This window comes from Amycolatopsis sp. NPDC114478, assembly GCF_055633805.1.
In genome coordinates, this window is record NZ_JBVKDO010000026.1 from 62120 (window position 1) to 82329 (window position 20210).

25 protein-coding genes are annotated in these 20210 nt (G+C 73.1%); 14 read left to right on the plus strand and 11 right to left on the minus strand.

Annotated elements, in window-relative coordinates:
- Positions 1–5 precede the first annotated feature (5 nt).
- Positions 6–653 carry a rhomboid family intramembrane serine protease gene (locus tag ACZ7OH_RS44255; protein ID WP_470286394.1) on the minus strand — a complete coding sequence of 216 codons (648 nt, stop codon included), beginning with the start codon at positions 651–653 and terminating at the stop codon, positions 6–8.
- A 96-nt stretch (positions 654–749) separates the two neighbouring features.
- Between ACZ7OH_RS44255 and folP the strand changes: the two genes are divergently transcribed.
- From folP to ACZ7OH_RS44275, 4 genes are all read left to right on the plus strand, one after another.
- Positions 750–1622: a dihydropteroate synthase gene (gene folP / locus ACZ7OH_RS44260; RefSeq protein WP_470286395.1), complete on the plus strand. Its 873-nt coding sequence runs from the start codon at positions 750–752 to the stop codon at positions 1620–1622.
- Between the two features lie 368 nt (positions 1623–1990).
- Positions 1991–3118 (plus strand): LolA-like protein, encoded by a 1128-nt coding sequence (locus ACZ7OH_RS44265; protein ID WP_470286396.1) that lies wholly within the window; start codon positions 1991–1993, stop codon positions 3116–3118.
- Entirely contained in the window at positions 3115–4026 is a 912-nt protein-coding gene (locus ACZ7OH_RS44270) for an ABC transporter ATP-binding protein (protein ID WP_470286397.1), read from the plus strand. Before ACZ7OH_RS44265 ends, ACZ7OH_RS44270 begins: the two co-directional genes overlap by 4 nt.
- Positions 4023–4865: an ABC transporter permease gene (locus tag ACZ7OH_RS44275; RefSeq protein WP_470286398.1), complete on the plus strand. Its 843-nt coding sequence runs from the start codon at positions 4023–4025 to the stop codon at positions 4863–4865. The genes ACZ7OH_RS44270 and ACZ7OH_RS44275 overlap by 4 nt, the downstream gene beginning before the upstream one ends.
- On the opposite strand, the gene ACZ7OH_RS44280 is transcribed toward ACZ7OH_RS44275, so the two are convergent.
- Genes ACZ7OH_RS44280 through ACZ7OH_RS44290 form a run of 3 tightly spaced genes read right to left on the minus strand, consistent with a single transcriptional unit; the run spans position 4855 to position 6735 of the window.
- Positions 4855–5661, minus strand: coding sequence for an alpha/beta hydrolase (locus ACZ7OH_RS44280; RefSeq protein WP_470286399.1), 807 nt, complete (start codon positions 5659–5661; stop codon positions 4855–4857). The genes ACZ7OH_RS44275 and ACZ7OH_RS44280 overlap by 11 nt on opposite strands.
- A gap of 28 nt (positions 5662–5689) precedes the next feature.
- A complete protein-coding gene (locus tag ACZ7OH_RS44285) occupies positions 5690–6130 on the minus strand; it encodes a hypothetical protein (RefSeq protein ID WP_470286400.1) in 441 nt (146 codons plus the stop codon).
- Positions 6127–6735, minus strand: coding sequence for an RNA polymerase sigma factor (locus ACZ7OH_RS44290; RefSeq protein ID WP_470286401.1), 609 nt, complete (start codon positions 6733–6735; stop codon positions 6127–6129). Before ACZ7OH_RS44290 ends, ACZ7OH_RS44285 begins: the two co-directional genes overlap by 4 nt.
- Before the next feature lie 139 nt (positions 6736–6874).
- Here ACZ7OH_RS44290 and ACZ7OH_RS44295 point away from each other — a divergent pair, with 139 nt between their 5' ends.
- On the plus strand, positions 6875–7054 hold the full coding sequence (locus ACZ7OH_RS44295) for a hypothetical protein (RefSeq protein ID WP_470286402.1): 180 nt from the start codon (positions 6875–6877) through the stop codon (positions 7052–7054).
- Here ACZ7OH_RS44295 and ACZ7OH_RS44300 read toward each other — a convergent pair.
- Positions 7051–7995 (minus strand): MBL fold metallo-hydrolase, encoded by a 945-nt coding sequence (locus ACZ7OH_RS44300; protein ID WP_470286403.1) that lies wholly within the window; start codon positions 7993–7995, stop codon positions 7051–7053. The genes ACZ7OH_RS44295 and ACZ7OH_RS44300 overlap by 4 nt on opposite strands.
- Before the next feature lie 60 nt (positions 7996–8055).
- A complete protein-coding gene (locus ACZ7OH_RS44305) occupies positions 8056–9312 on the minus strand; it encodes a ricin-type beta-trefoil lectin domain protein (protein ID WP_470286404.1) in 1257 nt (418 codons plus the stop codon).
- A 411-nt stretch (positions 9313–9723) separates the two neighbouring features.
- Here ACZ7OH_RS44305 and ACZ7OH_RS44310 point away from each other — a divergent pair, with 411 nt between their 5' ends.
- The 4 genes from ACZ7OH_RS44310 to ACZ7OH_RS44325 are packed head-to-tail and all read left to right on the plus strand — an operon-like array spanning position 9724 to position 13541.
- Positions 9724–10200 carry a PTS sugar transporter subunit IIB gene (locus tag ACZ7OH_RS44310; protein ID WP_470286405.1) on the plus strand — a complete coding sequence of 159 codons (477 nt, stop codon included), beginning with the start codon at positions 9724–9726 and terminating at the stop codon, positions 10198–10200.
- 6 nt (positions 10201–10206) lie between these two features.
- A complete protein-coding gene (locus ACZ7OH_RS44315; RefSeq protein ID WP_470286406.1) occupies positions 10207–11832 on the plus strand; it encodes a PTS system mannose/fructose/sorbose family transporter subunit IID in 1626 nt (541 codons plus the stop codon).
- 9 nt (positions 11833–11841) lie between these two features.
- On the plus strand, positions 11842–12231 hold the full coding sequence (locus ACZ7OH_RS44320; protein ID WP_400902388.1) for a PTS sugar transporter subunit IIA: 390 nt from the start codon (positions 11842–11844) through the stop codon (positions 12229–12231).
- A complete protein-coding gene (locus ACZ7OH_RS44325) occupies positions 12228–13541 on the plus strand; it encodes a hypothetical protein (protein ID WP_470286407.1) in 1314 nt (437 codons plus the stop codon). The genes ACZ7OH_RS44320 and ACZ7OH_RS44325 overlap by 4 nt, the downstream gene beginning before the upstream one ends.
- On the opposite strand, the gene ACZ7OH_RS44330 is transcribed toward ACZ7OH_RS44325, so the two are convergent.
- The 3 genes from ACZ7OH_RS44330 to ACZ7OH_RS44340 form a co-directional block, all read right to left on the minus strand.
- Entirely contained in the window at positions 13517–13774 is a 258-nt protein-coding gene (locus ACZ7OH_RS44330; protein ID WP_470286408.1) for a hypothetical protein, read from the minus strand. The two genes, ACZ7OH_RS44325 and ACZ7OH_RS44330, sit on opposite strands and share 25 nt — an antisense overlap.
- A gap of 24 nt (positions 13775–13798) precedes the next feature.
- The gene (locus tag ACZ7OH_RS44335) at positions 13799–14566 is read right to left on the minus strand and encodes a GntR family transcriptional regulator (RefSeq protein WP_400902393.1); all 768 of its coding nucleotides are present in this window, start codon (positions 14564–14566) and stop codon (positions 13799–13801) included.
- Positions 14567–14838: 272 nt separating this feature from the next.
- The gene (locus ACZ7OH_RS44340; protein ID WP_470286409.1) at positions 14839–15702 is read right to left on the minus strand and encodes a tetratricopeptide repeat protein; all 864 of its coding nucleotides are present in this window, start codon (positions 15700–15702) and stop codon (positions 14839–14841) included.
- A 15-nt stretch (positions 15703–15717) separates the two neighbouring features.
- Between ACZ7OH_RS44340 and ACZ7OH_RS44345 the strand changes: the two genes are divergently transcribed.
- On the plus strand, positions 15718–16113 hold the full coding sequence (locus ACZ7OH_RS44345; RefSeq protein WP_470286410.1) for a hypothetical protein: 396 nt from the start codon (positions 15718–15720) through the stop codon (positions 16111–16113).
- On the opposite strand, the gene ACZ7OH_RS44350 is transcribed toward ACZ7OH_RS44345, so the two are convergent.
- Positions 16062–16235 carry a hypothetical protein gene (locus tag ACZ7OH_RS44350; RefSeq protein WP_470286411.1) on the minus strand — a complete coding sequence of 58 codons (174 nt, stop codon included), beginning with the start codon at positions 16233–16235 and terminating at the stop codon, positions 16062–16064. The two genes, ACZ7OH_RS44345 and ACZ7OH_RS44350, sit on opposite strands and share 52 nt — an antisense overlap.
- 140 nt (positions 16236–16375) lie before the next feature.
- On the opposite strand from ACZ7OH_RS44350, the gene ACZ7OH_RS44355 reads away from it, so the two are divergent.
- The 3 genes from ACZ7OH_RS44355 to ACZ7OH_RS44365 are packed head-to-tail and all read left to right on the plus strand — an operon-like array spanning position 16376 to position 17940.
- Positions 16376–17353, plus strand: a complete 978-nt coding sequence (locus ACZ7OH_RS44355) for a methyltransferase (RefSeq protein ID WP_470286412.1) — start codon at positions 16376–16378, stop codon at positions 17351–17353.
- A 24-nt stretch (positions 17354–17377) separates the two neighbouring features.
- Positions 17378–17665: a hypothetical protein gene (locus tag ACZ7OH_RS44360; RefSeq protein WP_470286413.1), complete on the plus strand. Its 288-nt coding sequence runs from the start codon at positions 17378–17380 to the stop codon at positions 17663–17665.
- A gap of 11 nt (positions 17666–17676) precedes the next feature.
- A complete protein-coding gene (locus tag ACZ7OH_RS44365) occupies positions 17677–17940 on the plus strand; it encodes an SH3 domain-containing protein (RefSeq protein WP_400902409.1) in 264 nt (87 codons plus the stop codon).
- A gap of 4 nt (positions 17941–17944) precedes the next feature.
- Here the strand turns inward: ACZ7OH_RS44365 and ACZ7OH_RS44370 are convergent, their stop codons facing one another.
- Positions 17945–18856 carry a Kelch repeat-containing protein gene (locus tag ACZ7OH_RS44370; protein WP_470286414.1) on the minus strand — a complete coding sequence of 304 codons (912 nt, stop codon included), beginning with the start codon at positions 18854–18856 and terminating at the stop codon, positions 17945–17947.
- 340 nt (positions 18857–19196) lie between these two features.
- Between ACZ7OH_RS44370 and ACZ7OH_RS44375 the strand changes: the two genes are divergently transcribed.
- Positions 19197–20168, plus strand: coding sequence for an ABC transporter substrate-binding protein (locus ACZ7OH_RS44375; protein WP_400902415.1), 972 nt, complete (start codon positions 19197–19199; stop codon positions 20166–20168).
- The last annotated feature ends 42 nt before the right edge of the window (positions 20169–20210 follow it).

Sequence of the window (20210 nt, forward strand, 5' to 3'; positions counted from 1 at the left end):
CTCGGCTAGCTCTTGGGCAGCAGCGTCGTCGCCGGGTCGGGGGCGGTGACCGCCTTCGGGCGCTTGTCGCGGAACAGCCAGCCGCCGATGATGCCGCCGGCGAAGCCGAACAGGTGGCCTTGCCAGCTGATGCCTTCTTCGCTCGGCAGCAGGGACGCGAACTGGTAGGCGAAGCACAACGCCATCACCAGCCCGATCACGAGGTCGATCGGGTGGCGGTCGAACAGGCCGCGCACGATGATGTAGCCGAAGTAGCCGAACACCAGGCCGCTCGCCCCGACCGTGACCGAGCCCGACGGCGAGATGAACCAGACGCCGAGCCCGCTCGCGACGATGATCAGCACGCTCACCCCGAGCCACTTCTTCACGCCGCGGTAGGCGGCGAGGAAGCCGAACACGAACAGCGGTCCCGAGTTGCCCTCGATGTGGCCCCAGCTGCCGTGCATGAACGGGGCGCTGAAGATTTCCGGTAGCGACGCCGGGTTCCGCGCCTCGATGCCGAACTCGTTGCTCAGGCTGTATCCGGTGGGCGCGTTGACCAGCTGGACGACCCACAGGAAGGCCAGCAGGCCGACCATCACCCACAAGGCCTTCTTGGCCTCGGCGATCATCATCTCGGCTTCGCTGCGGGCCGGTCCCTCGCCGCTCGTCATGTCGTTCCCCCTGCTCGGTGTGCGCCCGAGGATAACCGGCCCGGGGCCGCGGACGCGGCGTTCCGGACCGAGCCGTGACCTGGCAGGGTTGAGGACATGACGTCACCCCGGCCGGAGACGGTCTTCCGCGGCCGCCGCATGCCCGGCGACCGCGCGCTGGTCATGGCCATCGTCAACCGCACGCCCGACTCCTTCTACGACAAAGGCGCGACCTTCGCGCAGAACGCCGCGCGCGACGCCGTCGACCGCGCGGTCGCGGCGGGCGCCGACATCGTCGACATCGGCGGGGTGAAGGCGGGCGAGGGTCCCGAGGTCGACGTCGACGAGGAGAGCGCCCGGGTCGTGCCGTTCGTCGCCGAGGTGCGGGAACGCCACCCGGACCTGGTCATCAGCGTCGACACCTGGCGCCACGAGGTCGGCCGCCGGGTCTGCGAAGCGGGCGCCGACCTGCTCAACGACACCTGGGCGGGCGCCGACCCGAAGCTGGTCGAGGTGGCCGCCGAGTTCGGCACGGGCTACGTCTGCTCCCACGTCGGGGGCATGCCGGTGCGCACCGACCCGTACCCCGAGCCGTCCGCGGACCGCCCGTTCTGGCCGCGCTACGACGACGTCGTCGCGGACGTGGTCGCCGAGCTGACCGCGGCGGCCGAGCGGACGGTCGCGGCCGGGGTCCCGCGCGGCGGCGTGCTCGTCGACCCGACGTTCGACTTCGGCAAGAGCACCCGCCACGGCCTGTCGCTGCTCCGGCACTTCGACCGTTTGGTGGCGACCGGCTGGCCGGTGCTCGTCGCGCTGTCGAACAAGGACCTGATCGGCGAGACGCTCGACGTCGAGGCCCACGACCGCCTGGCGGGCACCCTCGCGGCCACGGCGATCGCGGCGCACGCGGGTGCGGCGGTCTTCCGCGCCCACAACGTCCGGGAGACGCGGGAAGCCGTCGAGGCGGTCGCGAGCCTCACTGTCCACTAAGGACTGAGTCGCCAGGGTGACGTGACCTCGGCGGCCCGTGCCCGGTCGAGGAATCCGCGTTGCGTCCGGCGTGGATCCGCGGGCCGCGACCGCGATGTCCCGGTGTCGCCGTTCCGCCGCGCCGACGTCCCCGGGCAACTCGCGCAGCGCCCGCCGCCGCGCGGACACGGAGCGTGTCCTGGCGCGACCTGCGAGCGACGGCGACGCGCAGGGGGATGTGGCCGGGGTCGAGGGGCACGTAGAGCAGCGAGAGCCGCTGCGCCCGCCGCGTGCGCCAGGCGCCTAGCTCAGGACCGCGGCATGAACGGGATTCGCCACCCCTCGACAGTAGCGGCCATGGCGTACAAAGGACGGAGAGGTGATGCCGGATGACGCCCTCGGTGGTGCGGCACGCGAAGCGGCGCCGGTGGGCGGTCGTCGCCGCCGTGGCCGCGGTGCTCGTGTCCGTGCCGTCCGTCGTCGCCGCGCTCGCACCGGCCGGGGCCAGCGTCGATCCGGCCCGGCTTCGTGATCTGGTGCTGGCGTCCGCCGGAAAGCCGTACCAGGGCTACGCCGAAAGCGCCGGGTCGCTCGCCCTGCCGGAGCTGCCGAACCTCGCTCCCGTCACGGCGCTCTTCTCGATGCGGACGCCGATGCGCGCGTGGTACGCCGGGCCCGACCGCTACCGCGTCGACATCCTCGGCACCGCCGGCGAGCACGACGTCTACCGCCTGCCCGACGGCGAATACACCTGGGACTACGGCGACAACACGCTGACCGAGCTGGTCGGCGAGCCGAGCGTCCGGCTCCCGCGGGGCGGGGACCTGCTGCCGCCCGAGCTCGCGCGGCGGATCCTGAAGGCGGCGAAGGGCGACTCGGTGAGCGCGCTGCCGGGCCGCAACGTCGCCGGGATCGCCGCGTCCGGGCTGCGGCTCGTGCCCGCCGACCCGGCCACGACGATCGGGCGCGTCGACGTCTGGGCGGACCCGGCGACCGGCCTGCCCGTGCGCGTCGAGGTCACCGCCCGGGGCCAGGAGGCGCCGATCCTGGTCACCGAGTTCCAGCAGCTGGAGCAGACGACACCGGTCGTCGAGGCGCCGAGGCCGGTGCTCGGCTCGGGGTTCACCGTGGCGAGCGCCCCGGACGTCTCGAACGCGCTCGGCGCGCTGGGCCAGGTGCCGCTGCCGGCGACGCTCGCCGGGCGCCCGGTGGTGTCGTCGGACTTCGGCGGCGTCGAGGGCGCCGCGCTCTACGGCAGCGGGCTCGCGGCCTTCGCGGTCATCGCCGTGCCGCGCGCGGTCGGGAACGCGGCCGCCGACGCCGCCGCGAAGGCCGGCGCGGTGCAGGTCAAGCTGGCCGCCGGGACCGTGGTGCAGCTGTCGATCACGCCGTTGTCGCTGGCCATCGTCCGTGCGTCGGCCTTCCGCCGCTCCTACCTGCTGGCCGGGACGGTGACGCCGGACGTGCTGAAGACCGTCGCGGACGAGCTGTCCCGGCTGCGCCGGAGCGGCCGATGATCGTCACGCGCGCGCTGACCAAGCGGTACGGCGCCACCCTCGCGGTCGACGCAGTCGACCTGGCCGTCCGCGAAGGCGACCGCTACGGCTTCCTCGGCCCGAACGGCTCGGGCAAGACCACGCTCGTCCGGATGCTGCTCGGCCTCGTCTACGCGACCAGCGGCGAGATCGAGGTGCTCGGGAAGCCCGTCCCGAAGCGGGTCGCCGAGGTGCTGTCGGAGGTCGGCGCGCTCGTCGAGGGCCCGGCCGCGTACCCGCACCTGTCCGGCCGGCGCAACCTCGCGCTGCTCGACGCAGCCGGGCGCGGCGGCGGGCGGCGCACCCGGCGGCACCGGATCGACGAAGCCCTGGAGCAGGTCGGCCTCGGCGGCGTGGACCAGCGGCCGGTGAAGGCGTACTCGCTCGGCATGCGGCAACGCCTCGGCCTCGCCGGCGCGCTGCTGCGCAAGCCCCGGCTGCTGATCCTCGACGAGCCCACCAACGGCCTCGACCCGCAGGGCATCAAGGAGATCCGCGAACTGCTCGTCGAGCTGAACGCGGGTGGCACCACGGTGTTCCTGTCCAGTCACCTGCTCGCCGAGGTGGAGCAGCTCTGCACGCGCGTCGGCGTCGTCGACCGCGGGCGGCTCGTGCTGGAAGAGGACCTGGCGACGCTGCGGGCGGCGACCGGCCGGGTGCTGGTCGGCACGCCGGACGCCGCCGCGGCGGCCGCGGTCCTCGACGGCCAGCTCGAGTCCCGCGACGGCGACCGCCTGGTCATCCGGCACGGCGACCCGGCCGCGCTGAACGCGCTGCTGGTCGAAGCGGGGGTGCGCGTGACGTCGATCCACGCCGAACAGCGGACGCTCGAAGAGGTCGTCCTCGATGTGACGGGTCCGGGCTCGGACCGGTTCGGGGCCGCCGGGTGATCGCCGTCGAACTGCGCAAGCTCGCGCTGCGCCCGCGGGTGTGGGTCAGCGTGCTGCTGCTCTGCCTGCTGCCGGCGATCGTCGGCGTCTTCCTGGCGACGGCCGACTTCGCGCCGCCGCCCGGGCAGGGCGGGGCGTTCCTGTCGGCGGTGGTCAACGACGGCTCGCTGTTCCCGGCGGCCGCGCTCGCGCTCGTCCTGCCGCTGTTCCTGCCGATCGCCGTCGCGGTGGTGGCCGGCGACTCGATCGCGGGGGAGGCGTCCGGCGGTACGCTGCGGTACCTGCTGGTGCGCCCGGTCGGCCGGACGCGGCTGCTCGGCGCGAAGATGATCGCCCTGGCGGTGTACGTGACCGCGGCGATCGTGATCGTCGTGCTGACGTCGCTGGTGCTCGGCGTGATCCTGTTCGGCACCGGCGGGACCCCGGGCGTGGCCGGGCCGGGTGGGCAGCCGACCGGCGTGACGTCGTTGTCGGGGCAGTCGCTCAGCTCGTCCGGGCTCGGGTTGCGGCTGCTGGGCGCGGTTTCCTACATCGTCACGTCGATGCTGGGGTTCGCCGCGATCACGCTGTTCCTCTCGACGTTGAGCGACTCGGCGCTGGGGGCCGCGCTGGGTGGGCTGGCCGTGCTGATCACCAGCTCGGTGCTGGAGACCCTGGACGCCGCGGCGTCGGTGAAGCCGTACCTGCCGACGCACTACTGGCTGTCCTGGATCGACTTCTTCCGGGATCCCGTGCTGTGGCGCAACATCGACCACGGGCTGCTGCTGCAGGCCGGCTACATCGTCGTGTTCTTCGGGGCCGCGTGGGCGAACTTCGCGACCAAGGACGTCACGAGCTGAGGCACTCGGTGGGCGCTTCGAGCGGGCCGGTGCCCAGGGCCTGCAGGACGAGCTCGGTGACGGCGGGGTCGGTGGGCAGGTCGCCGTGGCCGGCCTGGTTGCCGGGGCAGACCTGCTGGAGGGGGACGTTGACGGCGCCCTCGAGGCGGGCGGACTCGGGGGGCGTGACGGTCTCGTCGCGTTCGGTCCACACCGACAGCCACGGCAGCGTCGCGGGGATCGGTTCCTTCGCCAGCTCCTGCATGAGCGTGCTGCCCGGGGCGAGCTGGACGCACGCGGTCGGGCAGGCGCCGGGGACGAGCGCGCCGCCGGCTGCGGCGAGGCCGGTGCCGTGCATCGGCGCGCCGAGCGTGACGACGCGGCGGGCCTGGTGGTCGCCGCCGTCGCGGCTGACCCACAGCCGGGCAACGACCCCGCCGGCGGAGTAGCCGATGACGTCCACCGAAGGCGCTCCGCGCGCGTACGCGTTCTCGACGGCTTCGGCCAGGACGCCGGCCTGTTCGAGCAGGTCACCGGTGCCGTCGCCGGCCAGGGTGAGGACCTCGGTGGAGCGTCCGGTGGCCTGCCGGATGTGGGCGGCGAGCTCGTTCAGCGCGCCTTGGCCGCCGCCGTAACCGGGGACGAGCAGCACCGGCCCGGGCTTGCCCTGGTCGGGGACGCCGGACTGCGGCGCGGCGCTGGTGCCGGTCGCGGCGAGGACGGACGCGACGAGCACGCCGGCCACCGCGACGACGACGCCGCCCATGAGCAGCCGCCGTCGCGGGCTGATTCCGCGCCACCAAGCCGTGATCCGCACCAGTCCATGATGCCCCGGCCGGGCCGGGTCAGAGGCTGGTCCAGCCGGTGGTGACCGTCGTGCCGTCCGCCGCCGTCACCCGCACCCGCGTCGCCCCGCGCGGCAGGCCGGTCGCGGTGAACCAGCCGTCCGCGGCGATCGGCCGGACGTGCCGCTCGCCGGCGGCCTCGATCACCGCGTCGCCGGTCGCGCCCGTCACCAGGCCGCGCAGCGTGACGCGGTCGTCTTCGTACTCGGCCTGCAGCTCCAGCGACACGCGCGCCGAGTCGAACGACAGCAGGCGGACGTCGCCGCCGCGGACCGCGCCCGCCGCCTCGAGGTCGGAGTCGAAGCCGAGCTCGGCCAGTTCCGCGTCGAGGTCGCGGGTGGCGAGCGCCGCGCGGGCCTGGCGCAGCACGAGGTCCGGCACCGGGTCCGCCTGCCCGGCGGCGGCGCGCAGCTCGTCGAGGAGTTCGTCGTCGTCGGTCACGTCCGGTCCTCCGTTCCGAGCCCGGCCGCGCCGGCCCGCTCCCGGAGCCGGGCCAGGCAGCGCTGCCGGGTCGGGCCGATGCTGCCGACCGGCACGTCGAGGGCGGCCGCCACGTCCGCGTACGACGGCGGGGGCGTCGCCATCAGCACCCGCAGCAGCTGCCGGCACTGCTCCGACAACGCGGCCAGCGCGCGCCACAGCGTGGCGTTGCGCTCGTCGAGGAGCAGGGCCGCGTCGACACCCGGGTGGCTGGCGGCCTCTTCGGGCCAGTCCCGGTCGTCGGACGGCCGTTCGCGGCCGGCGCGGCGCAGCTGGCGGAGGCACTCGTGCCGCGCGGTCGTCGCGAGCCAGCCGGGCAGGCGGTCCGGGTCCTTGATCTTGCCGAGGTTCTCGACGAGCTTCAGCCACGTCGTCTGGACGACGTCGGCCGCGTCGGCGTCCGAGAGCCGGTGGCCGCGCGCGATCGCCCAGAGCAGGCTCGCGTACCGGTCCACCAGGGTGTCCCAGGCCGCTTGGTCGCCGCGAGCGGCCGTTTCGAGCAGGGTCGTGGTGTCCACCGCACCTCCGATCGACCCGCTCAGCGTAGCCACCAGCCGGTACTCCATCGGGGGATTCCTTCCGGTCGTCCCCCCGTTCATCCGATCCGCGCGGGCCCGCGGAAATACACCCGATCGCGCTGAACCGCGCCGTCGCGGCCGCCGTGTGCCGGGTGGGAGTGTGGAGACCAAGCCGGGGTGAGCCGATATGCGGATCCGGAAAGTACTGCTCGTCATACCGTTGCTGGTGCTGGACCTCGCCGCGTGCGGGCGGCCGGTGGCCGGCGTGAAGATCGGCAAGGCGGTGCCGGTGCCCTCGAGCACCGGCGTGCCCGCCTGCACGTGGCTCGGGGACACGCCGGTGGTGCCGGAAGTGGTGCGGCTCTAGGAAATGCGGCGGACCGGTTCCCCGCCGAGCACGCAGTCCAGGTCGATCCGGCCGCCGGCGGCCGCGAGGATGGCGTCGACCGCCAGGTCCACGTCGAGCTTGCGGCCGTGCTGGTCGGCGTACGCGCGCATCAGGTTGCCGATGTGCCGTTCGGGGTTGCGCCAGTGCGGCCAGCGCAGCGACGCCTGGTTCGCCAGCCGCGTGAAGTCCGTCTGGCGCCCGGTCACCTCGAGCAGCCACTCGAGGTAGACGCGCATCGCGTGCAGCGCGCTGTGGCCCGGGGTCGCCACCGGGCCGTGGCCGGGCACGAGCGTCCGCGGGCGGAACGTGTCCTGCAGCCAGTCGAGCGCGCTGAGCCAGCCCGTGACCGAGCCGTGCACCGCCATCGGGGTGTCGCCGATGGAGACGAGGTCGCCGGTGAAGAGCGTGCCCGAGCGCGGCTCGTGCACCACGAGGTCGCCCGCGGTGTGCGCGACGCCCGGCACCGCGACGACGTCGGCGACCGCGTCGCCGAGGTCGAGCCGCTGCCAGCCGGGCACCGGCCGGACCGCGGCCGGCTCCGGCGGCTCGAGCACGCCCCACTGGGTGAACGTGAAGACGTTGCCGTAGGTCTGCGGCCCGGCCTTGACCAGGTCGACGCTGCCGGGGGCGGCCAGCGCCGTCCCGCCCTCGCGCAACGCGACCCCGACGCCGTTGTGGTGCTCACCGTGCGCGTGCGTGACCACGACGGTGAGCTCCTGCTCGCCCGCGTACTTGCGGACGTCGCGCACCAGCTCCAGCGTCGCCTGCTCGGTGCCGCAGGTGTCGACCAGCACGACACCCTCGCTGCCCTGGATCCAGCCGCTGTTGGAGACGAACCACTCGGCCGGGCTCTTCACGTACGCGACCACGCCTGGGCGCGCGTGCCGGAGCGGGACGATGTTCGAAGTGACGGCCGGCATGGTTCCTCCCCTGGACTGACGAAGCGGATAACGACGGGGGCGCGAGCAGGTTGCGGGGTTTTACCCCGAGATAACCCAGCGCTGGTTGGCCCCCGCCGAGCAGGACCAGATCTGCAGGCGGGTGCCGTCGCCGGTGGACCCGCCGGGCGCGTCGAGGCACTTGCCCGACTGCGGGTTCAGCAGTGTCCCGTCCGACCGGGCCTGCCAGTTCTGCGCGCCGGTGGCGTTGCAGTCCCACAGCTGGACGAGCGTGCCGTCCGCGCTGCCGCTGTTGGCGACGTCGAGGCACTTGCCGAGTGCGCGGACGGTGCCGTTCTGGCGGGTCCAGCGCTGAGCGGCGGTGCTGTTGCACGTCCAGAGCTGCACGGCGGTGCCGTTGGCGGTGCCGCTGTTCGACACGTCTACGCACTTGCCGTCGATCCCGGTGATCGGGCCGGCGGGGTAGGGCGTGCCACTGGCGATGAGGTACGCGCTGGTCGCGACGTTCCAGTGCGTCGCCAGGTAGCTGCCAGGCGCGGGGTTGGTGTTGAAGTAGTCGTCGCCGAGGCAGTCGAACTGGTTCTCCGGCGCGCCGGGGCAGACCTTCACGAGGGTGCCCGGCGGGTTCGGCAGGCCGCCGTCGTCGTAGCACATGATGTCTTCGTCGTCCCAGCAGTGGCCGTAGGCGGTGGAGTGCGGTGCGCTGCCCTGGACGGCGCCGAGGGTGTGCAGCAGTTCGTGCCCGGTCGCCTGCCAGGACCAGCAGCCGGTGCCGACGGTGGCGTAGTGCGGGCCGGCGTTGTACGGGTTGCCCGAGCCGGGGCTGTCGTTGCCGCCGTTGCCGAACGCGAGGCCGCAGCCGTCCTTGTCGTACCAGACGATGTACTTGCGGTCGGCGCGGTTGTAGCCCTGCGCCTTGATGGCGTTGGTGATGGTGTCGACTCCTGCCATGTCGGCCTGGGCGATGGTCACGTTGTTGACGGTGGCGCGACAGCTGGAGTCGGTGACGTACCGGACGTGCCGCACGCCGCCGCCGAGCCGGTAGGCGGCCTCGACGAAACCGTCGTCGATCTGGCTCGCGAAGGTCTGGAACTGGCCGGCGAACTGGCTGTAGCGGTCGGCCTGGGTGTCGCCGCGGACGTAGAGGGCCTGGACGCGCTTGCCGCTGGTGCCGTCGCCGTCGCAGACGGCGGACATCGGGGCGGCGGCGGTCTGGTGCCGCAGCCGGCCGGGCAGCTGTTCGGTGCCATCCCCCGCGGCGGCGGCCGAGGGGAGCAGCGAGGTGGCGATGACGAGGGCGGCGCAGAGCGCGGCGAGGCGCGGGGATTTCGCGGTCATGGGGGAGTTCCGCCTTTCCCGGTGCGGCAGGGGGCGAGAAGTGCGGTCTAGACCACTGAGGATGATAGGCAGGGAGTGAGCGGGCTGTCACTGACAAGAGCGGACAGCTTGGAGTGAATCGCCCACCAGTCCGCTCAGTTGGTCCATTTCGGTCGACCGATTGAAAATGATCTTCGTACCGATCATCGGCGCAGGTCTTGACAGTCGATCTCGGACGTCCATACTGGTATATACCTTTATGGGAGGGTCCGGGTAAATCCGAGGGGGCTTCGCGCTCGCGGGCCGACGGAAGGTCTGAGGGGTCCTTCCGTCGGCCGCGCGAAGCCGTCGTTGAAAACCGCCGGTCACGGACAGCGTTGACACAACTACTGGTACGAACCAGTATGGACGCTGCGGGCCGGGAGGAGACACATGGCGGGGGCACACGTCCGGATCGACAACCGGCTGATCCACGGGCAGGTCACCGTCGCGTGGACGCGGCGGCTCGGCGTCCGCCGGCTGGTCGTCTGCAACGACGACGTCGCCGCCGACGAGCTGCAGCGGATGCTGCTCCCGCAGGCCGCCCGCGGGCTGCCCACCGACGTCTTCACCGTCGCCGAGACGCTCGAAACCACCGCCGACGCCGGCGTCATGATCCTCGCCAAGGACCCCGGAGACGCCTTCCGCCTGGTCGAAGGCGGCCTGAGACCCGAAGCCGTCAACGTCGGCAACGTCGCCCCGCGCCCCGGTACCGCCTACACCATGGTCACGCGCTCGATCGCGGTCACCGCGGACGAGGCGGACGCCTACCGCGAGCTGGCCGCGTCCGGCGTCCCGCTGGTCACGCAGCTGATGCCGCAGGACAAACCCACCGAATTCGTCCCGTTGCTCGACCGGAAAGGGCTTTAGCCCCGCATGCTCGTCGCGCTGGCCCTGACCCTCTGGGCGATCTACTGCACCTACGACGGGCTCGGCCCGTTCCTCATCTACGCGCAGCGCCCGCTCATCGCCGGCTCGGTGGCCGGCCTGATCGTCGGGCACCCGCTGCTCGGCCTGCTGATCGGCGCGACGCTGGAGCTGGCCGCCCTCGGCGTCTACACCTACGGCGGCGCGACCATCCCGGACTACCAGACCGGCGCGATCGTCGGCACCGCGCTGGCCGCGGGCGCCGCCGGCGACACGTCCGCGCAGGTCGCCATCGGGCTCGGCGTCGGGCTGCCCGCCGCCATCCTGCTCTCCGCGCTCGACCCGGTCGGCAAGATCATCACCACCGCGCTGGTCCACCGGGCCGACGGCTACGCCGCCGACGGCAACGCCCGCGGCCTGGCGGTGATCCACTGGGTCAGCCTGGTGCCGTGGGTGGCGGTGCGCGCCATCCCGACGTTCCTCGCCGCGCTCGCCGCGTCCGGCGGCCTGGTCAAGGACATCACCGCGAGCATCCCCGCCGGGTTCGTGCAGGGTATGACGCTCGCCGGGTCGCTGCTGCCCGCCGTCGGGTTCGCGCTGCTGCTCGGCATGATGGAGCTCTCGCGGTACTGGTACCTGCTGCTGATCGGGTTCGTCGCGTTCGCCTACCTCCACGTGCCGCTGCTGGGCATCGCGCTGATCGGCGTCGCGGTCGCGATGCTGTTCGTGACGCTCAAGCGCGACGAACCGGCGATCGAGGTCCCGGAGACCGCCGAAAAGTCCGAAAAGGACACTGTGGACGCCCGGCTGACCAAGCAGGACCTGCGCCGGGTGTTCCGCCGGTACTTCTGGTCGAGCCAGATCTCCTGGAACTACGAGCGGATGCAGGCGCTCGGCTTCGCGTACTCGATGGAACCGGTGCTACGCCGGCTCTACCCGGAGAAGGCCGACTACGTCGCCGGCCTGCAGCGGCACCTCCAGTTCTTCAACACCTCCGTGCTCGTCGGCGGCCCGCTGATCCTCGGCTCCAGCGTCGCCCTCGAAGAAGCCGGTACGCCGAAGTCGGCGGCGAGCACCAAGGTCGCGCTGATGGGCCCGATGGCGGGCATCGGCGACACCGTCGTCTTCGCGCTCTACAACAGCATCGTCTTCACCATGGGCGCGTCCTGGGCGCTGCAGGGCAACTGGCTCGGCCCCGCCTTCGCCGCGGTGATGGTCCTCGTGCCGTACGCGCTGATCCGGCGCTGGCAGTTCGGGTTCGCCTACCGCGAAGGGAAACGGCTGGCCGGCCACCTCGCCGCCGGCGCGCTCGCGCGCGTCGCGCAGGGGGCCACCGTGCTCGGGTTCGTCGTGCTCGGCGGGTTCATCCCGTCGATCGTCAAGGTCGTCACCACGCTGACCTACCGCCAGACCACGACGGTCCAGGGGCAGCCCGTGACGCAGGCCGTCGCGATCCAGGCCCGGCTCGACGAGCTCGTCCCGTTCCTGCTGCCGGTCCTCGTCACCGCCGGGGTGTACCTGCTCACGGCCAAGGCCCGCCTGCGGCCCGTCTGGATCATCGCCATCGTCGTCGTCGCCGGGGTCATCCTGGGGTGGCTCGGCTGGTTCGCGCCGTCGGCCCCGGCAAAGGGTTAGGAGACCGCCATGTCCGTCCCGATCGTCCTCGCCGGGCACGGGCGGCTGCCCTCCGGCGTGGGGGAAGCCGCCGAAATGATCCTGGGGCCGCAGTCGCGGCTGAAGGTGTGCGAGCTGAGCCCGCACGACAGCCCGGAGGAGTTCGGCGTCCGGCTGCTCGCGCTGCTCGGCGAGGCCACCGAGGCGCTCGTGCTCGCCGACCTGCACGGCGGCTCGCCGTTCAACGCCGTGCGCGCGCTCGCCGCCGTGCACCCGCGCATCCAGCTGGTCTCCGGGCTCAACCTGCCGATGCTGCTGGAAGTCCTGCTGCACACGACCGGCGACGTCACCGAGCTGGCCGGGGTGGCGCGCGCCGCCGGCCGCGACGGCGTCGTCGACGTCCTGGAATCGACCTGGTGACCGCCGCGCTGCTGCTCGCCGCGCAAGACGTCCGGATCACGCCGGGGCCCGGGCACCCGCTCGGCGGCTACCTGGCCCGGCACGGCGTCGCCACCGGCACGCACGACGACCTCGAGGCGTCGCTGATCTGGCTGTCCACCGAGGACGACCCGGGCGTGCTGTGGGTGGCGCTCGACGCGCTCGCGGTCGACGCCGGCCTCACCCGCACCCTGGCCGACGCCGTCGCCGCGGCGGTCGGCATCGACCCCGCGCGCGTGGTCCTCTGCGCGTCGCACACGCATTCCGGGCCCGAGGGCTGGACCGGACCGCTGCACCCGGGGCTTCCTTGGCGGCGCGACGCCGGTCTGGTGGGCCGCATGGCGGAGACGGTCACCGGCGCGGCACTGCGGCTGCGCGCGTGCCGCGGCCGCGTCCGGGCCCGCTGGCACGCCGGGTCGACCGAGGCCGTCGGCGGCAACCGCTACCGGCCGGACGGGCCGCACGACACGTCGTTCGGCGTGCTCGAACTGCGCCGCGACGACGGTTCGCCGGCGGCGCTGCTGTTCGACTACGCGAGCCACCCGACCGTGCTCGGGCCCGACAACCTGACCTGGTCGGCCGACTGGCCGGGCGCGACGCGGCGCGAGCTGGCGGCGCTGATCGGGCAGCCGGTCTCGGCGTTCCTGCAGGGCGCGGCGGGCGACGCGAGCTCCCGGTTCGTCCGGCGCGGCCGCGACCACGCCGAGGTCCGCACGCTCGGCGGCCACCTGGCGACGTCGATCGCCCGGACCCTGGCGGAGGCGTCCTCCGGGGCGGAGTCCGGCCCGGTTCGGATGACGCGCTCGGCGTTGCACCTGCCCTACCGGGACGTGCCGTCGCTGGAGGATAGCCTGGAGCTGCGGGAGTCGGCCGAGCGCGAGTGGCAGCGCGAACTGGCGCACCACGGCGAAGACCACCCGGCCGTCCGGATCGCGCAGACGCGCTACGAGGGCGGCGCGATGCTGGCGGCGATGGCGGCCACCGACCGGCCGACGGGCTGCGCGGAGGTCCCGGTGAGCGTCGTGTCGCTGGGCGAGATCGCCTGGCTGCACACGCCGTTCGAGCTGTTCGCGTCCCTGGGGCTGCGGATCCGGCGCGGCAGCCCGTTCCGGCACACGCGGGTGATCGGGTACTCCGACGGCTACCTGGGCTACCTGCCCGACGCGGATGGCCACCGCGACGGGATCTACGAGTCGTACGTGACGCTGTTCGAGCCCGACGCGGGGGACAAGCTGGTGGAGCACTGCCTCAAGCTGCTCCGGGCGCATCAGGAGGCGCGGCCGCGCTCCTGACCGAGCGGAAAGCCGGACCGGAGCACGGCGACGCCCAGGAAGAACAGGCCGAGCAGGCTGAGCGGCGATGGGAGGTGCGCACCGCGCGGCCGCCAGGCTCCCCGCCACCAGGCGACCGACGACAGGACCACGCCGAGCACGGCGAAGCCGGAAACCAGGATCGCGGTTCCGCGCCCTGCACGAGTGCGCGGTGCGCTGGTGCCGTCGGCGTGCCTCCCTTTCCCCGTGATCACGCGCGGCAGGGATGGGGGGCCCGCTCAGGCCGGGCTGCGCCGCGCCTGCGTGAAGACGGTGTAGCGGTCCGCGCGGTAGAGCGACCGGCCCGCCTCGATGACGCCGCCGCTCTGGTCGTGCAGGGTGCCCTCGATGATCAGGCACGGCTGGCTCGGCTCGATGCCGAGGAGCGCGGCGTCGCCGGTGTCCGGGAGGACCGCCGAGATCGCCGTGTCGTTCCACTCCGCGTGGACGCCCCAGCGCTCCTCGATCGTGCGGTGCAGCGACTGCGTCTCCCAGTCGAACAGCTCGATGCCGGGGAACCGGTCGACCGAGAGGTTGGTGCGCTCGACGGCGAACGGCTCGTTCTCGACGAAGCGCAGCCGCTCCAGGCGGAACACCCGCGCGCCCGGCGGGACGTTCAGGCGGCCGGCCAGCCGCCGGCCCGCGCCCTCGACCTCGGCGTGCAGCACCTTCGTCTTCGGGACGACGCCGCGGGCCTTCATGTCCTCGGTGAACGAGGTCAGCATGTCGATGTGCGCGGTCTGGCGCTCGGCGGTGAAGGTGGCGGTGCCGTGCTGGCGGTAGAGGACGCCGTCGGAGACCAGGCGGTTGATCTCCTGCCGCACGGTGCCCCGGGCGACGCCGAAGTGCTCGGCGAGGAACCGTTCGGACGGCATCAGCCGCCCGGGGCCGGCCTCGGTCGCGACGCTCTCGAGGATCTCGCGCAGCTGGTCGCCCTTGGGCCGCCCCGGCTGCAGCGCGTCCGGGAGCCGGAGATCGCTCGCGGGGACGTGTTTGGGACGGGGCATGGGTTCAGTATGTCGCGCCGCCCGCCGGTGGGTAACACCGCTCATCCGGTGGCGCGACCACGAAGGAAGGGTGGTGACGGCGTTCGGGGGCAGGCACCGCTGCCGTCGGGTCCAGCGGGCGCGCGCGATCGGGCGACCGCGGTTGGTCCGAGGCCGGCGGGCAGGTGGTGGTTCGGGTGCTCGCCGCGGCTCGACCGGGGGCCCGGCGCGCGAGTGCCTGCCGCGGCTCGGCCGGTGGCTTGGCCGGCGAGACCGCGACTGCTTTCCCCGGCTCAGCCGGTGGCTCGCCGGGCGAGGTCCGTGAGGAAGCGCTCGGCCAGTCCTTCCCCCGTCACGTGCCCGACCGACCGGTACAACCCCCGTGCCTCCCGCGCGGTCCCCGCCGCCAGCATCGACCGGCCCGCCGCGCCCTCGACCGCCGCCAGTCCGAGCAACGCCTGGGCCTCCAGCAGCCGGTAGCCGCCCGCGCGGGCCGCGTCCAACGCCGCGCGCGCGTGCTCGCCCGCCTCCGGGACCCGGCCGGCCGCCGCCAGCACCCACGCCAGCGTCGCCGATGCCTCGGCCAGCTGGCCCCGCAACCCCGACTCCGCCGCCAGTTCGCGGGCTTCGCTGAGCACCCGCTCCGCCAGCGTCAGGTCGCCGCTGGCTTCCGAAGCGCGGCCGAGGGCGATCAGCGCCGCCGCCTCCACCTGGCGGTCGCCGTCGCGACGGACGCGGTCCAACGCTTCCTCTGCCGTCCGGGCCGCGGCCGCGTGATCGCCGCGCGCGCCCTGCAGCGCGCTCAACGCGTTCAACGCCGTCGCCTCCCCGAAGCTCGACCCCAGTTCGCGGAACGCCGCCAGCGATCCCTCGGCCGCGTCGGCCGCCTCGGTGAACCGGCCCGTCTCCAGCAGCACCCACGCGAGGTCGGCGAGGTTCGCCGCTTCCCAGAACCGCAGCTCCTCCCGGCGGCACAGCGCGACCGCCTCGTACAGGCAGTCCTCGGCCTGCTCCAGCCGGCCCAGCTGGCGGTAGTGGCAGCTCAGCGAGTTCAGCGCGAGCGCCTCACCCGACCGGTTCCCCAGCTCGCGGAACAGCTGGATCGCGCGCCGGCTGTGTTCGACCGCTTCCGACAGCCGGCCCGTCCACTCCAGCATCGAGCTCGCCCGCACGTGCTGTTCGGCGCGGGGCTGGGCGCGCTGGTCGCCTACCGGCTGGCGCAGCGGCGGGTGTCCGCGGGACTGGGGGTTCCGCGGGCACTCGTCGTGGCGCACCAGGCGCCGCCGGACCGGGCCGCGCGGGCAGTGCCGGAGCAGGCGGCCCGCGCGGACGTCAGCCTGCTGGCCAGCGACGCGCACCTGCCGGTGGCGCCGCCGCTGCCGTGCCCGATCCGCGGCTTCGGCGAGCCGCACGCGATGGCGGGCTGGGGCGAGCACACGGACGCGGGGTTCGTGCTGGCCCCGGCCCGCGAGCGGGACAGCGGCGCGCTGCTGCGCGACGCCGTCCTGCGCGCGGCTTACCTGGTTTCCGCGTTGGCCGTCCCGGGCTTGGGCGAGTCGCCGATGTAGGGACCGACGCCGATCGAGGGGCCGTTCTGCGGCGGTGTCTCGGCCGCCTGCGCGGCGGGCGCGAGGACGAGGACGGCCAGGAAGGCCGTACCGATGACGGCCTGGAGAACACGGGCTTTCATGTTTCGACTCCTCACGCTTCGGGATGCGGATCGATCTTGCCCGAGGGGACTTCCAATCCGCTTCCCTTCGCTCCCGGTGCCCGTCCGCTCACCGACCGTCCCTTGTGGAAGGAATTACCCGGCTGGAACCATGCGCGGTCATGGGGAGTGACGACGCGAACACGATCCTGCGCATGGCGGGCCTCGCGACACCGATGGCCTTGCGGGTGGCGGTGACCTTGGGACTGCCGGACCGGCTGCGCGACACCGACGCCGCCGTCGACCGGCTGGCCGAAGACCTCGGCGTCGCGCCGGTTCCGCTCGGGCTGCTGCTGGCCCACCTCACCAGCCTCGGCTTCCTCGAGCGGACCGCAGCCGGCTACCGCACCACCGAATTCGGCGAGAACCTCTGCGGCGACAACCTGACCACGGTCCTGTTGAACCTGGACACCGCGGGCGGGCGCGCCGAGCTGGCGTTCACCGAGCTCCTGCACAGCGTCACCACCGGGCAGGCCGGGTACGACCGCCGGTACGGGCGCGACTTCTGGTCCGACCTCGCCGCGCACCCGCCGCTGCGGGAGTCGTTCGACCGCCAGATGGCGCACCGGCTGCGGGCCGGCGTCCCGCACCTCGCGACCTGGTACGACTGGAGCCGGTTCGCCACGATCGTCGACGTCGGCGGCGGTCCGGGCACGGTGCTCGCGGGCATCCTGGCGGCCCACGCGCCGGTGCGGGGCCGGCTGGTCGACCTCGACGTCACGATGGCCGTGGCGACCTTCGCCGCGCACGAGCTGGGCGACCGGGCTTCGGCGGCGGCCGGCAGCTTCTTCGACCCGCTCCCGCCCGGGGCGGACGCCTACCTGCTGGTCGACATCCTCCACGACTGGGACGACGAGCACGCCCACCGCATCCTGGCCCGCTGCGTCGAGGCGGCCGGGCCGGACGGGCGGATCGTGGTCGTCGAGCCGGTCGGCGGCCGGCAGGCGGCGACCGACATGGACCTGGCCATGCTCGTCATCTTCGGGGGGCGGGAACGGCGGGTCGAGGAGTTCGAGGCTCTCGCGTCGGAACACGGGCTGGTCTTGGAGTCGGTGACGGACGCGGGCGGGCGGTCGGTCTTGGAGTTCCGGTTCGGATAGGCCGCGACCGTCCTCGCCGTCGCGGTGGGCGCCCTCACCGCGGCGGCCGCCCACGCGACCGTCCAAAGTGGAAGCGGCACCATCGGCGATCCCTGGGTGCCGACCCGGGCCGCGCACATCACCTGCCAGACCGCCACCCTCTTCGGCAACTACACCCCGGGCCAAGGCCACTCCGACCCGATCGCCACGCTCGTCGAAGGCAACTACATCGGCGTCCGGTACATCACCGCGGACCACTACTCCGCCGACGTCTTCTGGCACGGCACCGGCAAGTGGGGCTTCCTCCTCCGCGACTGCTTCACCCTGAACTGAAAGGGAAACCGATGAAACGCGCCCTGCTGACCACCACCCTCGCCGCCGCCGCGGCGATCGCCTTCGCGCCCGCCGCCAGCGCCGGGACCGTGCACGAGATCTGCGCCCAGGACCTCTACGTCCGCACTCAGCCCGCCGGGGTCATCATCGGCACCCTCTACCGCGGCGACCACTTCGAGCTGTCGCGGTACTCGCCCAGCGGTGACTGGGCCGAGGGCTACGCCATGGGCCACGTGAACCAGCGCGGCTGGATCCAGGCCGGCTGGTTCTGCTGACCGCTCACGGCACCTTGAGCGACAGCACGTCCGGCACCGTCACGCTCTGGCCGTAGAGGTTCGCGCTGCCGCCGATCGCCAGCACGCGGTGGGCCGGGGTGGCCGCGCAGACGACGGACGCCCGGCCGTGCGGGAGCAGGGTGCTCAGCAGCACCCATTCGCCCGTGCGGACGTCGAGGACCTCGGTCGTGCGGTCTCGCGCGGTCGGGTCCTCGATCGGCGCGGGACCGCCGCCGACCACGATGATCCGGTCCTCCACCCGGACCGCGCCGGGCGCGCCGCGGCGCTTGCGCATCGGGGCGACGGCCTCCCAGCGGTCGGTGTCCGGGTCGTACCGCTCCACGGAGTCGAGCGCGTTCTGCTGCCTGCTGGGCAGCCCGCCGAGCGCGTACAGGTGCGTGCCGGTCGCGACGAGCCGGAACCGGGCCCGCGGGGTGAGCATCGGGGCGACCGGCGCCCAGCGCCCCGCCGCCGGGTCGAAGACGAGCACGGCGTCCGTGGCGTGCTCCTCCGGATCGCTGTCGCCGACGAAGCCGCCCGCCACGTACAGCTTCCCGCCCAGCCCGGCCGCCGAAGCCGCGCCGAGCGGGACCGGCAGTGGCGGGCTCTCCCGCCACGCGTCGGCCGCCGGGTCGTAGACCTCCACCGCGTCGGTCGTGCGCCCGTCCGGGCCGATCCCGCCCGCGACGTGGACGAGCCCGTCCACGACGCCGGCCGCGTGGTTGCCCCGCGGGAACGGCATCGGGCTGACGTAGTGCCACTCGCCGCTGCCCGTCAGCTTGCGGGTCTCCACCGAGCTGTAGGCGACGTTCCCGTCGGTGCCGCCGAGCACGAAGACGTCGTCCCCGACGGTCGCCACCTCGTGGGCGAACCGGGGCGAGAGCATCGGCGGCCGGTACTTCCAGGTTTCGTTCATCGTTTCCACCCCTTTTCCGCGCCCAGAGTCTCCGTGGCGGACCCGTCCGTTACGACGGATTCGATTTCCGTTATTCGCGCCGGCGCGGGTTATTCGTTTTCGGATGACTCGGCCGGGAGGAACGCCGCTGACGATCATCCGACGCAGTGGGCTGGGCCGGATGGCGGACAACGATCACGCTGTGTGCGCGTTTCTCGTTGGTTTGTTTCCGATGGTGATCATCGGTGCGGTATTTCTCGGCAACGTGTTTGCGGTCCGGGAAATCGTCATCTACAGTCCGGCGATCAACGGCTTTGACGCCGGAATCCGTGGTCCCCGTGTTTCTTTTCCGAGGAGTGGCATGCGCAAACGCGCCTCGACCCGCCGGTTCGCCGTGCTCGCGCTGGTCCTCGCACTGGTGAGCGCGTGCAGCCAGCGCACCGCGACCGGCGGCGGTGCCGTCGAAAAGGCTTCGATCCGGGTCGCGGTCTTCGCCACCGTCGACCTCGCCACGTTCTGGCTGGCGCAGGAGGGCGGCTACTTCAAGGCGGAGGGCCTCGACGTGCAGGCCGACGCCGCCGCCAGCGGGCAGGAGTCGCTCACCCGCATGACGAACGGCCAGGACGACCTCGCGCTCTCGACCTACACCCTGTTCTTCCTGGCGAAGAACAACGGGTCCGACGTGAAGCTGGTCAGCGACGCCACCTCCGCCAGCCCGCGCAGCAACGAGCTGGTCACCGTGCCCAACTCGCCGGTGAAGTCCGTCAAGGACCTCAACGGCAAGCGGATCGCCATCAGCTCGAAGAACGCCGCGTCCGACGTGCTGACCCGGTCGGTCATGCGCGACCACGGCGTCGAGTTCGACAAGGTGCAGTGGGTCCCGATGCCGCTGCCGGAGATGGGGGCCGCGCTGGCGCAGGGCCGCGTCGATGCCGCCTACCAGCCGGAGCCGTTCCTCACCCAGGCCGCCAAGACGGCCGGGGCGTTCCCCGTCATCGACGCCGCGAGCGGCAGCACGCAGGCCTTCCCGCTCACCGGCTTCGGCGCCACCGGGAAGTGGGTCCAGGACCACCCGAAGACGATGCTCGCGTTCCAGCGCGCGATGCTCAACGCGACGCGCGCCGCCGTCGACCGGGGCCGGATCGAGCCGCTCGTCGTCCGCAACGCCCACGTGGACCAGGACATCGCGAGCCTGATGGTGATGCCGGCGTTCGGGTCCACCCTGGACGCCCGCCGCATCCAGCGCGTGCCGGACCTGCTGCAGCAGCTGGGTGTCGTGCAGACGAAGCTCGACGCCTCCTCGATGATCACCCCGCAGGCCAGCACGGGCTGATCCCGGCACGACACGACCCGGGGCGGGTGCGCTGAAGAGCGC

Coding starts and splice junctions, on each gene's coding strand:
- ACZ7OH_RS44255 (WP_470286394.1), bottom strand. CDS start 653: ATGACGAGCGGCGAGGGACCGGCCCGCAGCGAAGCCGAGATGATGATC.
- folP (WP_470286395.1), top strand. CDS start 750: ATGACGTCACCCCGGCCGGAGACGGTCTTCCGCGGCCGCCGCATGCCC.
- ACZ7OH_RS44265 (WP_470286396.1), top strand. CDS start 1,991: ATGACGCCCTCGGTGGTGCGGCACGCGAAGCGGCGCCGGTGGGCGGTC.
- ACZ7OH_RS44270 (WP_470286397.1), top strand. CDS start 3,115: ATGATCGTCACGCGCGCGCTGACCAAGCGGTACGGCGCCACCCTCGCG.
- ACZ7OH_RS44290 (WP_470286401.1), bottom strand. CDS start 6,735: ATGGAGTACCGGCTGGTGGCTACGCTGAGCGGGTCGATCGGAGGTGCG.
- ACZ7OH_RS44295 (WP_470286402.1), top strand. CDS start 6,875: ATGCGGATCCGGAAAGTACTGCTCGTCATACCGTTGCTGGTGCTGGAC.
- ACZ7OH_RS44300 (WP_470286403.1), bottom strand. CDS start 7,995: ATGCCGGCCGTCACTTCGAACATCGTCCCGCTCCGGCACGCGCGCCCA.
- ACZ7OH_RS44305 (WP_470286404.1), bottom strand. CDS start 9,312: ATGACCGCGAAATCCCCGCGCCTCGCCGCGCTCTGCGCCGCCCTCGTC.
- ACZ7OH_RS44310 (WP_470286405.1), top strand. CDS start 9,724: ATGGCGGGGGCACACGTCCGGATCGACAACCGGCTGATCCACGGGCAG.
- ACZ7OH_RS44315 (WP_470286406.1), top strand. CDS start 10,207: ATGCTCGTCGCGCTGGCCCTGACCCTCTGGGCGATCTACTGCACCTAC.
- ACZ7OH_RS44320 (WP_400902388.1), top strand. CDS start 11,842: ATGTCCGTCCCGATCGTCCTCGCCGGGCACGGGCGGCTGCCCTCCGGC.
- ACZ7OH_RS44335 (WP_400902393.1), bottom strand. CDS start 14,566: ATGCCCCGTCCCAAACACGTCCCCGCGAGCGATCTCCGGCTCCCGGAC.
- ACZ7OH_RS44340 (WP_470286409.1), bottom strand. CDS start 15,702: ATGCTGGAGTGGACGGGCCGGCTGTCGGAAGCGGTCGAACACAGCCGG.
- ACZ7OH_RS44350 (WP_470286411.1), bottom strand. CDS start 16,235: ATGAAAGCCCGTGTTCTCCAGGCCGTCATCGGTACGGCCTTCCTGGCC.
- ACZ7OH_RS44355 (WP_470286412.1), top strand. CDS start 16,376: ATGGGGAGTGACGACGCGAACACGATCCTGCGCATGGCGGGCCTCGCG.
- ACZ7OH_RS44365 (WP_400902409.1), top strand. CDS start 17,677: ATGAAACGCGCCCTGCTGACCACCACCCTCGCCGCCGCCGCGGCGATC.
- ACZ7OH_RS44370 (WP_470286414.1), bottom strand. CDS start 18,856: ATGAACGAAACCTGGAAGTACCGGCCGCCGATGCTCTCGCCCCGGTTC.
- ACZ7OH_RS44375 (WP_400902415.1), top strand. CDS start 19,197: ATGCGCAAACGCGCCTCGACCCGCCGGTTCGCCGTGCTCGCGCTGGTC.